Consider the following 15,034-nt stretch of genomic DNA (forward strand, 5'->3'; position numbering starts at 1 on the left):
GCGGGGAAAAGGGCAGGTCGGTTCGCCATAGAGCTGCCGCGGTCGCGTATTTTGCAACGGCTCCCAGCGGGGAGAAGTGCCGGAGCGCCAGCGAGGCGATGAGGGGGCCACACGGCACACCGCCAGCCATTGCCTGCGGAGAAGCCGAGTCCTGCCACCACCACCCCTGCGACCTATCGCCATTGTGAACGCTTTGCCGCCCATCCGTCATTGTCCCGATGGCATCCGAACGGTAGCTATCGACCCACGGCCCGCCCAGCCTTCCAGCATGGGTGGCCGCTGTTTTATCGATTAGGAGCAATCAATATGATCGAAGTCATTGCCGCCTTCCGTGCAAAGCCCGGCAGCGAGGATAAGCTGCGTGAAGCGACGCTCGCCATCGTCGAGCCGACCCGTCGCGAGGAAGGCTGCATCCAGTTTGTGGTCCATGAGGACACGGATGCGCCCGGCACCTTCTTCATCCGCGAAAGCTGGCGCGACCAGGCAGCTCTGACCGCGCATTTCGAGCAGCCCTACCTGAAAGCGCTCGTGGAACTCCACAAGGACATCCTGGCCGAGCCGCTGAAGCTGCATAACCTCAAGGTCTACGCCTGAGGTATCGAGACAATGTCGCCGTTGACCTCAGTCGACGGCGACCATCACGTCGGATGCCTTGACCACGGCATAGGCGTCGGAGCCGACGGTCAGCCCGAGTTCCTTGACCGCCTCGTTGGTGATCGACGACGTGACGATAGAGCCGCCGCCGATATCGATACGCACATGCGCCGTCGTGGCGCCAAGCGTGATTTCGACGACCTTGCCCTTGAGGCGGTTGCGTGCGCTGATTTTCATGAGTTTTCTCCTTGTTTCGGTGGCGGAACTTAGCGATTCGCCATCGAAACGGCAATCTCACTCGCCGCGCGGATAGCGCTGGTTTTCCTCCAGCACGTTCAAGTCCATGTGATTGCGCATGTAACGCTCCGAGGCGCGCTGCAGCGGCTGATAGTCCCATGGATAATAGGCGCCATTGCGCAGCGCCTCGTAAACCACCCAGCGCCGCGCCTGGCTTTCGCGCACGGCGGCGTCGAAGCTTGCAAGGTTCCAGCGCTTCTCCGCCTGCGCCGTCAGATGCGCCAGCGTCTCGGCATAGGCGGGATCATTCGCGAGGTTCTTCAATTCCTTCGGGTCGGCGTCGAGGTCGAAGAGCATCGGCGCATCCTTGTCGCAGAGCGTCAGCTTGAACTTGCCGTCGCGAAGGCCGACCAGCGGCGCGATCGAGCCCTCGGCTGCATATTCCATCGGCACCGGTCCGCGCGTTCCTGTTCCCTTGGCGAGCGGTGTCAGATCCTCGCCGTCGGTCCAGGGCTTGAGCTTGGTGATGTCGATGCCGGCAAGCGCCGCCAGCGTCGGCGTGACGTCCAGCGTCGAGACCGGCTGGCTGATCAGCTTCGGCTCCCAGCCGGGTGCGGCAATTGCCAGCGGTACCCGCGCGGAACCGTCGAAGAAGCACATTTTGAACCAGAGGCCGCGCTCGCCCAGCATGTCGCCATGGTCGGAAACGAAGAGGATGACGGTATCCTCCGCCATCCGCCCGCGCTCGAGAACGTCGATGAGCTCGCCGACCTTCTCGTCGATATAGGAGATGTTGGCGAAATAGCCGCGCCGGGCGTTGCGCACCTGCTCGCGGGTGATCTCGAAGGCGTCGTAATCGCAGGCCTTCAACAGCCGCTGCGAATGCTGGTCCTGCTCTTCGAACGGGATGGTGTCGACCTCGGGGTCGAGATGCGGGCAATCCTCGTAGAGATCCCAGAACTTGCGGCGCGCCACATAGGGGTCGTGCGGATGCGTGAAGCTGACAGTCAGACACCAGGGACGATCGTCCTGCCGGCGCGAGAGGTCGTAGAGCTTGCGGGTCGCGTTGTAGGCAACCTCGTCGTCATATTCCATCTGGTTGGTGATTTCGGCCACGCCCGCGCCCGTCACCGAGCCGAGATTGTGGTACCACCAGTCGATGCGCTCGCCGGGCTTGGTATAGTCGGGCGTCCAGCCGAAATCGGCCGGATAGATATCGGTCGTCAGCCGCTCCTCGAAGCCGTGCAGCTGGTCCGGGCCGACGAAGTGCATCTTGCCGGAAAGTGCTGTGTGATAGCCGGCCGCGCGGAGATGATGCGCAAAGGTCGGAATATCGGAGGCGAATTCGGCGGCGTTGTCGTAGACGCGGGTGCGGCTCGGCAACTGCCCGGACATGAAGGAAGCCCGCGCCGGCGCACAGAGCGGGCTTGCCGTATAGGTGTTGGCAAAGCGCACGGAGCGCTTCGCCAGGGCTTTCAGATGCGGCGCGTGAAGAAACTCGGCCGGCCCGTCGGGAAACAGCGTCCCGTTATACTGGTCGACCATCAGGATGAGAAAATTCGGGCGCGACATGCTGGGTATGGGTCCTTGGAAAGTATCAGAGGCCGAGGGAGGTCTTGACTGCATCCGCGGCGGGCTTGCCGTCAAACGTCGTGACGCCGGAGAGCCACGGATCGACAGCGGTCGGATTGGCCTTCAGCCATGCGGTCGCCGCGGCCTTCGGGTCTTCGCCGCCGAGGATCGAGCCCATCAGCACGTTTTCCATGCTGAGGTCAAACTTCAGGTTCTTCATGAACGCGGCCGCGTTCGGGCATTTCGCCGACCAGCCGGTGCGCGCCAGCGTATAAATCTCGGCGCCGCCGAAGTTCGCGCCGAAATAGGCATCGCCGCCGGAGAGATAGGTGATCTGGAATTTCTCGTTCATCGGGTGCGGCGCCCAGGCGAGGAACACGACAGCGCCCTTGTCCTTGGAGGCGCGCTCGACCTGCGCCAGCATCGCCTGCTCGCCGGATTCAACCAGCTTCCAGTCCTTGAGGCCGAAGTCGTTGGCATCGATCATCTTCTGGATGTTGCCGTTGGCAGGCGCGCCCGGCTCGATGCCGTAGATCTGCTTGCCGAACTCGTCGCCATGCTTCTGCAGGTCGGCGAAATCCTTGATGCCCTTGTCGGCCACATAGGTCGGCACGGCGAGCGTGAACTTCGCGCCCTCGAGGTTCTTGTTCATCACCTCGACCGCCTTGGCGGCATTGAGGTCGTCGATGAAGGACTTCTGCGCCGGCATCCAGTTGCCGAGGAAGACGTCGATCTCGCCGTTCTTCATCGACTGGTAGCCGATCGGCACGGAGAGCGTCTTCACGTCCGGCTCGTAGCCGAGAGCCGTCAGGATCACGGAAGTCACGCCATTGGTGGCGGTGATATCGGTCCAACCCGGATCGGACATGCGGATCGTCTTGCACGATGCATCGTCGGCGGCAGCGGCCGACCCAACGGCCAGAGCGGAAAGCACAACGCCGGCGGAAAGACGGCGGATCATGGAAACTGCTGTCATCTCATTTCCCCTTTTTTGTCATTTGATAGTTTTATTGAACAACACTAGCATCGTCCCTGTGAAGGCAGCTTTTTTCGATGGTTCCCAACAGGATTTTTTATGGCAGAGCGGCCGATCGATCTGGGGTGGATGCGCATTTTCGCGGAGATCGGCGGCGCCGGCAGCCTGTCGGCCGCAGCCGGCGCGCTCGGCCTCACCCAGCCCGCCGTCAGCTACCAGATCCGCAGGCTGGAAGAGCAGATCGGCGTCACACTGTTGAAGCGCCAACACCGCGGCGTCGAGCTCACGCCCGAGGGGCAGCGGCTCTTCGATCTGGTCGCAAGAAGCGTCGATGAGATCGACCAGCTGACGCGCCGGCTGCGCAGCGAAAAGGAGCGCCCCTCGATCCGCCTGCATACGGACTATGCCTTTTCCGCGCTCTGGCTGATCCCGCGCATGCACGCGTTTCGGCTGGTCCATCCGGATACGGATATCCAGATCATCGCTACGCAGCGGATGGAACGTCATCGTTCGGGAGAAGGCGACGTCTCCGTCGTCTTCGGCACCCGCGCCGAATTCGGCCGCGACGCGAAGCTTCTGCTGCCGGAAAAGGTGGCGCCTGTCTGCAGCCCTGGCTTCATCGAGCGCAACGGCCCGTTTGAGACGCCCGCCGATCTCGCCCGCAACAGGCTGATCCACCTCGATACGGCAGTGCCATCGCCCTGGTTTGACTGGCGCAGCTATTTCGCCGAGCTCGGCGTCGGGCGCGAGGCCTTTGCCGGGCAGGGCGATCTCAGTTTCAACACCTACTCGCTGGTGGTGCAGGCAGCGCTTGGCGAACAGGGGCTGGCGCTCGGCTGGATGGGCCTGGTCGACACGCTGCTGTCCACGGGCATTCTCTCTCTCGCCGGGCCGACGCTGGAAGCGCCGGATCGCGGCTATTTTCTGCTGCAGCCGAAAGGCCGCACGCCGGGCAGTGATGAGCTCGGCGCCTGGATGCTGGCCGAAGCCGGTCTCTGACATCTCTGTTTTCAATCGGCAGAAGGTCAGGCGGCCAGATCCTGCAGGAAGTCGTCGCACCAGCGCGAAACGTCGTGGACCGTGAGATAATCCATCATCCGCTGCCAGCGTTCCTTGCGCTCCTCGAGCGACATGTTCAGCGCCCGCGCGATCGCGTTGGCGGTCCCCTCGATGTCATAAGGGTTGACCAGAAGGGCGCCCTTCAGTTCGCGGGCGGCACCCGCGAAGCGTGACAGCACGAGAACGCCCGGATCCTCGGGATCCTGCGCCGCGACATACTCCTTGGCCACGAGGTTCATCCCGTCGCGGAGCGGCGTCACGAGGCCCACTCTCGCGAGGCGATAAAGCCCGGCAAGGATGGGCCGGCTGAGCGAGCGGTTGATATAGCGGATCGGCACCCAGTCCACCGTGCCGAGCGCGCCGTTCACCCGGCCCGCCTGCTCGGCCACGGTGCGCTGCATCTGCTCGTATTCCGGCACCTCCGAGCGCGATTTCGGCGTCACCTGCAGATAGGTCACGTTGCGCTGGTGGGCGGGGTTGTTGAGCACGAAACGCTCGAAGGCGTCGATGCGCTGCGTCAGCCCCTTGGAGTAATCGAGCCGGTCGACGCCGATGATCAGGTCGCGGCCGATGATGCTCTCCTTCGCCTTGTGCACCATCGCGTGGCTGACGGCCTTGCGGGCGAATTTCGCGAATGCCTCGGTCTCGATCCCGATGCCATAGGCGCCGCCCTTGAAGATCTTGTCGCCGGAGTTGAAGCGGCCGTCTCCCAGCGCGTCACCCATCTCCTCGCGACGCAGGCAGCCGGCGAAGTTCTCGAGATCGTGGTCGGTCTGGAAGCCGACGAGATCGTAGGCGGCAAGCCCGCGCATGATCTCCTCATGAACGGGCATGGTGAAGAGCACGTCCGCCGGCGGCCAGGGAATGTGGTGGAAGAAGCCGATGCGGTTCTTCACGCCCATCTGCCGGAGCTCGGCTGCAAGCGGGATCAGGTGGTAGTCGTGAATCCAGATCGTGTCGTCTGGTTTGAGCATCGGCGCCAGCCGGTGCGCGAAGAAGCGGTTGACGCGGAAATAGCCCGTCATCTCCTTACGGCCGTATTCCGCCAGATCCAGCCGGTAGTGGCAGATCGGCCAGAGCACGCGGTTGGCAAAGCCGAAGTAATATTCCTCGACATCCTTTTCGGTGAGATCCGTCAGCGCATAGGTAATCCGCCCATCCTCGCTGATCTGGAGAGCACCCGGCTCAGCGTCGCCGCTCGACTTGCCAGACCAGCCCATCCAGATGCCGCCGCGCTGCTGGAGTGCTGCCTGCAGGGCAACGGCAAGCCCGCCGGCCGCCGCTGCCGCTCCGCCCTTTTCGGGAACGGGCACACGGTTGGAAACGATGACAAGACGGCTCACGCAATATTCCTTTCAAAAACGGCAGTACGCAAAAATGGCAATCGATAGGTCGCGATCATCAAACGGCGAGATGCGCGATGAGTTCCCTCAGGGCGACCGCGGTCGGCAGTGTCAGTTGCGCTGCTGTACCTGATAGCGGCGCGCCGACGCGGATCGAATGCCCTCCCAGCCGGTTGGCGACATGGAACATCGCCTCGTCGGTGATGTCGTCGCCAATGGCGATCGGTCGGCGGCCGGCAAACGGCGCTTCCGACAGAAAGGTCTCCACCGCATGCCCCTTGTCGGCGCTGGCGGGACGAATTTCGAGCACCATCTTGCCGCGCTGCAGCGTCCAGTTCTCGCCAGCCTTGGCAAGAAACGTCTCCATCAGCGGCTCGAGCTCGGCCTGTCGCTGCGGCGCAAGCCGGTAGTGGGCAGCAACCGCTGCCCCCTTGTCCTCGATCAGCACGCCATCGAAGCCTGACGTTTCCTCGCGCAGGTCAGCCTTGAGTTTCTCGAAATGCGCCGTCGGCTCGGCCTGCTCGATCCGTCCATCCGCGCGGCGCAGTTCCGCGCCATGCAGGCCGGCGATCGGAAAACTGTAGGGAGTAAAGAGCTTGTCGGCGTAGGGCAGCGCCCGCCCGGTTACCAGCGCCACGGCGCCGCCGAGCTTGCGCGACAGCTGATCGAGTTGCTGCGGCAGGGCAGGGGGCACGACAATGCCATCGGGCGTGTCGGCGAGATCGATCAAGGTGCCGTCGATATCGAGAAACAGCGCCCAATCGGCGGCCGAGGACCGGAGCAGATTGAACAGAAACGAGGTCCCGGAAACCTGCTGCGGCTTCAGGGTTCGGGATGGCTGCGCTGGATAGGACATGTGGTCTAAATGTGGCAGCAAACCCCGATGGCAACCCTAAAAAGTCATCGCGGTCTCTTCGCGGCGTCTCGCACGGACGTTTGCGATCCCTCAATCTCCCGGCGTCACAGGGGCATTGGCCGCATAGAAGGCTTTCGCGTCGCGGGTGAACAAGGCGCCCTGATCGCTGCGTGTGTAGAACATGTGCCCGCCCTGATAGACCTTCAGCCCCACCCGGTTTGCGGCAAGCGAGGCCGGCAGGTGGTCGACGACATAGCGGCTGACGCCATAGGGGGTGACGAGATCGCTATAGCCATGCGCGATTAGCAGCCGGAAGCTTGGGACGGCGGCGAGAAACTGCCTGATGTCGCCGGTCACGCTTGCCTGCAGGCGCGAACCGCCGCCCCGGCGACCCCATTCCCACTGGCGGTTTATGTCGCTGTCGAGCAGCGAGTAGGTCATCTCCGTCTTGAAGCCGAGCTCGTTGCGGGCGTAGTCGGAAAAAGCGCCGCCATAAGCGCGGGTGAAACCGTCGAGAATGGCATCGTCCCCCCTCGCGTCGGCTGTCTCGGGAAACGCATCGGGCGTGGTAAAGGCCGCATCATAAGGGCTCGCGACCAACCCGTCGCTCTTGCCGATCTCCTTGGCGAAGGCGTTGCCGAGGAAGCCACGGTTCTTTTCGACCACATCTTCGGGAATGCCCGTCATGGCAGAGAGCTTGGAATAAAATGCCTTCGCCGCTTCGCCCGTGGGCGCGGCACCCGCCAGCGTCGTCAGATAGTCGCCGAGCGCGAACCGCTCCGCCTCGCGCTGCTTCGTCTCGTCGAACGCCTTTTGCCGATCCATCTGAGCCGCCGCCAGCGACGGCAGTTCCAGCGCAGCGCCGAGCGCGAACTCGTCCGCGCCGAACATCAGCTGCCCCTCGAGAAGCGGCGACAGCATCACCGCGCCCGAGACGATGATGCCCTGCGTATCCTTCAGGGCGCTCGCGACCTTCGCCGCCCGGAAGCCGCCATAGCTCTCGCCCAGCAGATATTTCGGTGAGGACGCCCGGTTGTTGTGCGTGACGTAAAGCGCAATCGCCTTGGCGACACTCTCCGCGTCGGCATTCACATTGTAGTATTTGCTGGCGTCATCGGCCTTCACCGTCCGGCTCCAGCCGGTACCAACAGGGTCGATCAGCACGAGGTCGGTGAAATCGAGCCAGCTGTTCGGGTTGTCGACCAGCCTGGCTTCCGCGCCGTCATCGCCCTTCGGCCCGAAGTCGACGATGCGCGGACCGACGAGGCCGAGATGCAGGAAGGCCGAGGCAGCACCGGGGCCACCGTTGAAAGCAAACGTCAGCGGCCGGTTTGCCCCGCCATCCTTCTTGACGTAGGCGGTATAGAACACCGCTGCCGTCTGCGCGCCATCCTGGCCGAACATGTCGAGCGTTCCGGCCGTCGCGGTATAGGCGAGCTTGCGGCCATCGAGGGTCATCTCATGCTGGGTAACAGAATCCGCCGGCAGCAGCTTCAGCACGCCCTCGCGCGATCCGGCGGATGGTCGCGCGGCGTCTTGCGCATAGGTCAGGGATGGGCCGAGTGCGGCGGTGAGCCCGGTGGCCAGGATGGAGGCCAGGACAATGGATCGAAAGCGCACGACTGTTCCTCCGCGAATGCCATCTTTGCGCGGAGCCTAGCATCGGCGCAGCCGCAAATGGCATCAACAGATGGTGAAGGCCTCAATCGGCGGCTTTCTCGACCGTTCGCGCGTTCACATGCAGCGCCCGCCCGGCGTTCCAGCCGTTGATAGCAGCCCCTGCTCCCAGCGCCACGAACAACACCGCGCACCAGGCGAAACTCCCGGTCCAGCCGCGGATGAGGCCAACGACGAGAGGCCCGATGGCGGCCAGCAGATAGCCGACGCATTGCGCCATGCCGGAAAGATGGGCCGCCACATGCGGGTCGCGCGACCGCAGCACGATCGTCGTCATTGCCGCCGCAATCAGCCCGCCCTGGCCGATGCCCTGAAGCACGGCCCAGAGCCAGACCGTCGAAAGCGGCGCGAAGAGCAGCCCCAGCAAAGCGACCACGGCGATGCCGCAAAGCGCCGCGTTGATCACCCGCTGATCCTTGCCGCGCACCGCGATCTGCGGCGCGACAAGGCAGGAGGCTGCCTGCACCATGACCGAGACGGACACGATCGCGCCGGCGGTGACGCCATCCATGCCACGCTCACGCAGTATCGGCACCAGCCAGCCGAAGACGCAGTAGGCAAGCGCCGACTGTAGCCCCATGAACAGCGTGACCTGCCATGCAAGCCTGTCCCGCCACAGTCCCTCGACGGAGAAGCCACTGCGCTTGACCTGTGCTTTCGTCGACAGCACCTGCGGCAGCCAGATCAGGCCGACGACGAGTGCGGGAAGCGCCCAGATCGCAAGCGCCGCGGCCATTGAACCGCCGAAGGCACGCTCGAGCGGCAGAGTAAATCCGGCAGCGCCGGCCGCACCCGCGCAGAGCGCCATCGTATAAAAGCCCGTCATCAGCGCCGCGCGATCGGCGAAATCACGCTTCACCAGACCGGGCAGCAGAACATTGCCGACGGCAATGCAGGCGCCTGCAAGCGCCGAGCCGATAAACAGAAGCGGGATGGAGGAGAGGCCGCGCAGCGCCGTTCCGAGCGCCAACAGCAAGAGCACGCCGAGCAACGTCCGCTCGGCGCCGATGCGTTGCGCGAGCTTCGGCGCCAGCGGCGAAAAGGCGCCGAGGCAGACGACTGGCAGCGTCGTCAGCAGACTGGTGCCCAATGCCGATAAACCAAGCTCGCTGCGGATTTCGGGCAGCAGCGTCGACGCGCTGGAAAACAGCGGCCGCAGGTTGAACGCGATCAGCACAAGGCTGGCGCCGAGCACGAACCGTCCCGTCGCGCTCGTTCCGATCGGCGGCTGCGGTTGCGGCACGCTGTCTGCTTCCGCATCGATCAACTGCTCCTCGGCGTGATCGTAAAGATGCGCGGCGTCTTGCGAAGGCGTGGTCATGAAAGGATCATCCGGTCGAGAGCTGTAATGACGGGAGCCATGAAGGCGCGCACCGCCGCATCCGCTTTTTCGGCATCGCCGGTGGCGATCGCGTCGATGATGGCGGCGTGGGCCTGCATGTCGGGCTCGGGAATATCCTCGCCCAAAGTCGCCTCGATGGTCTCGGCGATCGAGGCGGAAAAGAAGTCGTAGATCTCGATCATCGCGCGGTTTTGGGATGCGGCGATCACCGCCTTGTGGAAGGCAAGATCGCGCTCGATGAAGGCTATCTTGTCGCCGCCTCCGAAATTGCCGCGGCTTTCAAGCAGCTTGCGCAACGTCGTGATCGTCTGCGGCGTATGGCGCAGCGCCGCCAGTCTCGCTGCCTCCACATCGAGCGCGCATCGCGCCTCGAAGAGATCGCGAAGCCCGGCACGCCGCGCCATGGTCAGCGGCAATGCGGTATCGGTGGTCGAAAGCACATAGGTGCCCGACCCCTGCCGTGTCTCGAGCAGGCCTTGCGAGACGAGCACCCGCACCGCTTCGCGCACCGTGCCGCGGCTGACGGAGAGCATTGCGGACAGCGCCGCCTCGTTGGGCAGCTTGTCACCCACGGCCCAGCGCTTGGCAAGGATATCGGCGCGGATCGCCTCTGTCGCGGTTTCCGCGAGATTGGTTTTCAAAAGCGGCTGCATAGGCGCCTCATAAAGTCATCTGATGACTTTATGAATAGCGATGGAATTGCCTTTGGTCAATTAGCGACCTGAAACGGAAAAAGGGCCGCGCTAGCGACCCTTTCCATGAGTTTTGGCCTGTAAAACCGGCCGGACCGCTATGGCGATCCCAGGAAGGCGGGTTTCAGAGCGAGGGCTGCCTCGCCTTCATCACCACTTCCAAGCCCGTTACGAGGTCCGAAATCTCATTAGACATTGGATCACCTTCCTTTCGTTCTGTTTCCGATAGAAGAAAGGTAAGAGCATTTCAGCGGGATGCAAGGCCTAATTTGGTGGTAATGGAGATTGCAACCAAGGGATGATATTGCTTGCGGCGTGAGTGGCAAAGCAGCGTCCGCCGCGCCAGCCGGCGGGATCGGGGAAGATGGGCAACCTCGACCGCGGCGATCGGCCTCGCCCTCTCACAAGGAGGTGAGCTATGTGGTTTCCACTTAGCATCACGTTTAGGGTAAGAAAAACCCGGACCAGCTGGTCGCTCGAGGTCCGGGTCAATATCATAGCCTGAACAAGTGAGAGGCAGGCGCCAACCTGCCTCTCACTCCTTGAATATAAGCCATCCCCTCATTTTCATCAAGACATCGCGCGCAATGCTGGCAGTGCGCACCCGGTTCGCGCAGGCCGCTCACAACCACGTTCACAAAACAAAATGCTGCATTGCGGAAGTTGATCGCCGTCAATGTCAGAAAAACGTCATGTTCGGCTTGCAAGCCATATGCTTGGTTAGTTCTTATTAACCATCGCATTCGACAATCGTCGATGCGTTTCAGCATTGTCCCGCCACGATCAGGGCGGGTTGCGGAGTGAATAGCATGTGTCGCTGGGCAGCCTATCGCGGAGAACCCCTCTACCTGGAGGAGCTCGTCTCTTCGCCTGCGCACTCTCTGATCGAACAATCCCACTGCGCCACCCGCGCCAAGACGGCGACGAATGGCGATGGTTTCGGCATCGCGTGGTACGGCGATCACCCCGAGCCTGGCCGCTATCGCGACACGCTGCCGGCGTGGTCGGATTGCAACCTGAAAAGCATCGCGCGCCAGATCCGCTCGCCGCTTTTCCTGGCCCATGTCCGCGCCGCGACCGGCGGCGGCACGCGGCGCGACAACTGCCATCCCTTCGTTTTCGCCAACTGGTCCTTCATGCACAACGGCCAGATAGCTGGCTTCGAGCGCCTGCGCCGGTCGATGGAGGCGATGCTTGATGATGACCTATTCAATGCGCGCGGCGGCACCACGGATTCCGAGCTGATGTTCCTTTTGGCGCTCCAGTTCGGCCTGCGCCAGACGCCGATCGCCGCCATGTCGGAAATGATCCGCTTCGTCGAGGGGCTGTCGGAAAACATTCTCGGCTCCGCGCTCGTGCGCTACACCGCCGCCTTTTCCGATGGCAATGCGCTCTATGCCATCCGCTATGCGACCGATCGCAAGGCGCCGACGCTCTATGCGTCTCCAGTGGGCAAAGGCTATTGCCTCGTCTCCGAGCCGCTCAACGACGATGTCGATGCCTGGGCGGAAATTCCCGATGGCAGCGCCGTCACGCTGACCGACAAAGGCCTTGACGTCACGCCGTTCCAGCCGGTCGCAGCACCTGCCAAACCCGCGCTCGTCGCTATCCCCGCCTGAGCTTTTCGGCGATCAGCTCCGCAAGCTTCGTTGCGACATCCTCCTTGGCCATGTCGGGCCATTGATCGATGCCATCTCGCGTGACGATCTTCACGCGGTTGCGCACCCCGCCCATGATGCCGGTTGCCGGCGAGACGTCGTTGGCGACGATCATGTCGGCGCCCTTGCGCTCCAGCTTGGCTTTCGCGTTGCTGTCGACATCCTGCGTCTCGGCGGCGAAGCCGACCACGAGTTTCGGCCGCAACGTGTGATGCCCGATCGTCTTCAGAATATCGGGGTTTTCGGTCAGCGCCAGCGTGGGGATGGACTCGCCGGGATGCTTCTTGATCTTCTGGTCGGACGCGGATGCAACGCGCCAGTCGGCGACGGCCGCAACCATTACCGCGATATCGGCGGGTAGTGCGGTCAGCACCGCGTCGCGCATTTCCTCGGCGCGTTCGACATGAATGGTCTTCACGCCGGCCGGGTCGGCGATCGTCACCGGGCCCGAGACCAGCGTCACATCCGCGCCAAGCCTTGCGAGCGCCGACGCGATCGCGTGGCCCTGCCGGCCGGATGAGCGGTTGGCGATATAGCGCACCGGATCGATCGGCTCATGCGTCGGCCCGGATGTCACGATCGCCTTGCGCCCGGCAAGCGGCTTAGGGCTGGTGTCGAGCAATCGCTCCGCCGCAGCGGCGATGTCGAGCGGTTCGGCCATGCGGCCCACGCCCGCCTCGCGGCTTTCCGCCATCTCGCCGGCCATCGGCCCGATGAAATGGACGCCGTCGCCCTGAAGCGTCGCGACGTTCCGCTTGGTCGCGGCATTGCTCCACATATGCGGGTTCATCGCCGGCGCCAGAAGCACCGGCCGGTCGGTGGCAAGCAGCACCGTCGAGGCGAGATCGTCGGCCAGCCCGTTCGCCATCTTCGCCATCAGATCGGCGGTCGCAGGCGCCACCAGCACGAGGTCGCAATCGCGCGCCAGCCTGATATGGCCGACATCCTGCTCGTCCTGCCGTGAAAAGAGATCGGTGAACACATGGTCGGCGGCGAGCGCGCCCACGGCAAGCGGCGTGACGAACTGCTGCGCGCCCGCTGTCATCACCGGCCGGACCGAGGCGCCGCGTTCGCGAAGGCGGCGGATCAGATCGAGGCTCTTATAGGCCGCGATGCCGCCGGAGATGATGAGGAGGATGCGTTTGCCGCTGAGAACCATGCCGCTTGTCCAACGTGGAATTTACTACGCAAACCCTAAGCCTTTGGCGGATAATAAGCAATCGACGCGCGCGGTTCGTGCCGCCGCTCACGCGTGTTGCTGTTGCCTGACATGGCTGAAGATCGCGATCGCCATGCCGACGCCCGCAAGCTGTAGCAACGAGCCACCGGCCTCGGCAAGCGTCGGAAGCCGCTGTTCGAAGACGAAGCCGAAGATCAGGCCGAACACGGTTTCGGCGACGATCAGCTGGGCGGCCAAGGCCAATGGCAGCCTCTTCGAGGCGATCATCCACAAAAGCGTGGCCAGCCATGCGCCGGCGAGCCCCATGATCAGCGACCACAGCAGGAAGCGCATGAGGTCGATATCGGTGTAGAAGATCGGCGTGTTCAACGATGTCAGCGGGATCAGCACAAGGCTGCCGAGCCCGGCGCCGATGCCCTGCAGGCCCGTCCATTGCAGGATGTCGGGCGCATCGGGCGATTGCATCGTGGCGGTACTGGCCAACCCGTAGACGACCCAGAGAACAAGCCCGATCGCCGCGGACGCGATGCCATAGGCGATCATCATCCTGTCGCCCGTTGGCGTCGATGCGAAGACGGCGATGTTCACCCAGGCGATCCCGGCCGCGATCAGCATCAGCGGCAGCGCAAGCAGACGCCATGAAACGGAACGGTCCCGGAAGTTGGCGATCATCGCCAGGATGACGGGCATGGTTCCGATCACCAGCGGCGGAATGGCAGCGCCTGCGAACCGGACGGCATAAGCGACGCTGATGAAATAGCCGACATAGCCGATACCGCCGAGCAGCAGCGCGGTGATCATCGGCTTGAGCTTGATGCCGCGCGGCCGGAAGCGCGGATGCACCATCAGCACCACGCTGGTCAGCGCGAACAGCCCGTACCGCGCCACGGTGAGGTCGAGCGTCGTGAACGGCGCGATGGCGCGCGGCACGACAAAGGTCAGCCCCCACAGTGCGCAGGTGGCGATGCCGCAGAGAATGCCGAACAGCATGGAGGTCTCCGGAACGGATAGAGCCGCAGGAAATGGGAAGGAATCGGGGTAATCGAAGAGCTGGAAATGCCACTATGCCTGATATCGCGCTTGCGCAAGCGTCCACCAACGACATGGCGCAGGCGGGAAGGGGATAGCTCGGGATTGCAAATCGTTCGAGAGCGGCTCCGATAGTGAGGTGGCCAAAGGTCGCATCCCCTGACGTCAATCGCCTAAGTTGATGATTAGATGGAAAGAATGCAGCTTTGGCGTCGCCAGCGAGCAGCGTGACATTGTCCGCGCGCTGTGGCATGCAGCGGATATGGGGATGATCAGAACAGTTTTGGGGGACAGGGTATCGGCAAGCGCCATCACGCTGCTCGTCGCCCTCCTGCTGCTGATCCAGGGCCTGCTGTCAGGCCAGGCGCAGGGATCGATGGCGAGCGCCGCCATGGATCCCCTGCAGTCGATCTGTTCCATGGCCGGCGAAAGCGTCATCGACCACGTCGATCATGCCGAAAACACCAGCGGCGGCACATCGCATGATCAATCGCACGGCAAGGCCGCCGATTGCCCCTGCTGCACGCTCTGTCGTCTCGCCGCCCACGCAATGCCGGCCATCCTCGGTGCGGACACTGCGATCCTCCACGTCGATGCCGTCGGCACAGCCGAGATCGTCTTCACCGCCGGCAACGCCATCACGCCCAGCCTGCGTGGCCTGATAGGCCAACCGCGCGCGCCACCAAAAATCTCCTGACGTCCGATTGCCGGCGCGACCTGTGCCGGCTTCCTTCTTCATCATCAGGAGGTGGCATGAAAGATGCCGCGCCCGTTGAGAGAACGGATCAGTGAGATGCGGGTAATGATCGAGGGACAGTC

15 protein-coding genes are annotated in these 15,034 nt (G+C 63.4%); 4 read left to right on the plus strand and 11 right to left on the minus strand.

Going from position 1 to position 15,034, the window contains the following annotated elements; translation table 11 throughout:
- Positions 1 to 306 precede the first annotated feature (306 nt).
- Positions 307 to 594, plus strand: a complete 288-nt coding sequence (locus tag ACCD05_RS30455) for a putative quinol monooxygenase (RefSeq protein ID WP_047506953.1) — start codon at positions 307 to 309, stop codon at positions 592 to 594.
- Positions 595 to 621: 27 nt separating this feature from the next.
- Here ACCD05_RS30455 and ACCD05_RS30460 read toward each other — a convergent pair whose 3' ends face one another.
- The 3 genes from ACCD05_RS30460 to ACCD05_RS30470 are packed head-to-tail and all read right to left on the minus strand — an operon-like array spanning position 622 to position 3,379.
- On the minus strand, positions 622 to 831 hold the full coding sequence (locus ACCD05_RS30460; protein WP_018898137.1) for a TOBE domain-containing protein: 210 nt from the start codon (positions 829 to 831) through the stop codon (positions 622 to 624).
- 57 nt (positions 832 to 888) lie between these two features.
- A complete protein-coding gene (gene betC / locus ACCD05_RS30465) occupies positions 889 to 2,403 on the minus strand; it encodes a choline-sulfatase (RefSeq protein ID WP_413397324.1) in 1,515 nt (504 codons plus the stop codon).
- Between the two features lie 25 nt (positions 2,404 to 2,428).
- Entirely contained in the window at positions 2,429 to 3,379 is a 951-nt protein-coding gene (locus ACCD05_RS30470) for a choline ABC transporter substrate-binding protein (protein ID WP_413397326.1), read from the minus strand.
- Positions 3,380 to 3,478: 99 nt separating this feature from the next.
- Between ACCD05_RS30470 and ACCD05_RS30475 the strand changes: the two genes are divergently transcribed.
- Positions 3,479 to 4,378: a choline sulfate utilization transcriptional regulator gene (locus ACCD05_RS30475; protein WP_209188865.1), complete on the plus strand. Its 900-nt coding sequence runs from the start codon at positions 3,479 to 3,481 to the stop codon at positions 4,376 to 4,378.
- 26 nt (positions 4,379 to 4,404) lie between these two features.
- On the opposite strand, the gene otsA is transcribed toward ACCD05_RS30475, so the two are convergent.
- From otsA to ACCD05_RS30505, 6 genes are all read right to left on the minus strand, one after another.
- Positions 4,405 to 5,781, minus strand: coding sequence for an alpha,alpha-trehalose-phosphate synthase (UDP-forming) (gene otsA, locus ACCD05_RS30480; protein WP_413397328.1), 1,377 nt, complete (start codon positions 5,779 to 5,781; stop codon positions 4,405 to 4,407).
- Positions 5,782 to 5,839: 58 nt separating this feature from the next.
- A complete protein-coding gene (gene otsB / locus ACCD05_RS30485) occupies positions 5,840 to 6,637 on the minus strand; it encodes a trehalose-phosphatase (RefSeq protein ID WP_413397330.1) in 798 nt (265 codons plus the stop codon).
- A gap of 90 nt (positions 6,638 to 6,727) precedes the next feature.
- Positions 6,728 to 8,257, minus strand: coding sequence for a S10 family peptidase (locus ACCD05_RS30490; RefSeq protein WP_413397332.1), 1,530 nt, complete (start codon positions 8,255 to 8,257; stop codon positions 6,728 to 6,730).
- 82 nt (positions 8,258 to 8,339) lie between these two features.
- Positions 8,340 to 9,635, minus strand: a complete 1,296-nt coding sequence (locus ACCD05_RS30495) for a CynX/NimT family MFS transporter (RefSeq protein WP_112983081.1) — start codon at positions 9,633 to 9,635, stop codon at positions 8,340 to 8,342.
- Positions 9,632 to 10,309: a FadR/GntR family transcriptional regulator gene (locus ACCD05_RS30500; protein WP_413397334.1), complete on the minus strand. Its 678-nt coding sequence runs from the start codon at positions 10,307 to 10,309 to the stop codon at positions 9,632 to 9,634. The genes ACCD05_RS30495 and ACCD05_RS30500 overlap by 4 nt, the downstream gene beginning before the upstream one ends.
- Positions 10,310 to 10,842: 533 nt before the next feature.
- Positions 10,843 to 11,118 (minus strand): hypothetical protein, encoded by a 276-nt coding sequence (locus ACCD05_RS30505; protein ID WP_413397336.1) that lies wholly within the window; start codon positions 11,116 to 11,118, stop codon positions 10,843 to 10,845.
- Positions 11,119 to 11,157: 39 nt separating this feature from the next.
- Between ACCD05_RS30505 and ACCD05_RS30510 the strand changes: the two genes are divergently transcribed.
- The gene (locus tag ACCD05_RS30510; RefSeq protein WP_413397338.1) at positions 11,158 to 11,967 is read left to right on the plus strand and encodes a class II glutamine amidotransferase; all 810 of its coding nucleotides are present in this window, start codon (positions 11,158 to 11,160) and stop codon (positions 11,965 to 11,967) included.
- Here the strand turns inward: ACCD05_RS30510 and coaBC are convergent.
- Positions 11,954 to 13,165, minus strand: coding sequence for a bifunctional phosphopantothenoylcysteine decarboxylase/phosphopantothenate--cysteine ligase CoaBC (gene coaBC, locus ACCD05_RS30515; RefSeq protein WP_413397340.1), 1,212 nt, complete (start codon positions 13,163 to 13,165; stop codon positions 11,954 to 11,956). The genes ACCD05_RS30510 and coaBC overlap by 14 nt on opposite strands.
- Before the next feature lie 87 nt (positions 13,166 to 13,252).
- Entirely contained in the window at positions 13,253 to 14,176 is a 924-nt protein-coding gene (locus ACCD05_RS30520) for a DMT family transporter (protein ID WP_413397342.1), read from the minus strand.
- Between the two features lie 307 nt (positions 14,177 to 14,483).
- On the opposite strand from ACCD05_RS30520, the gene ACCD05_RS30525 reads away from it, so the two are divergent.
- Positions 14,484 to 14,912 carry a DUF2946 family protein gene (locus ACCD05_RS30525; RefSeq protein WP_413397344.1) on the plus strand — a complete coding sequence of 143 codons (429 nt, stop codon included), beginning with the start codon at positions 14,484 to 14,486 and terminating at the stop codon, positions 14,910 to 14,912.
- Positions 14,913 to 15,034: the final 122 nt, after the last annotated feature.

It is taken from the genome of Rhizobium sp. Rhizsp42 (assembly GCF_047304155.1).
Classification (GTDB): domain Bacteria; phylum Pseudomonadota; class Alphaproteobacteria; order Rhizobiales; family Rhizobiaceae; genus Rhizobium.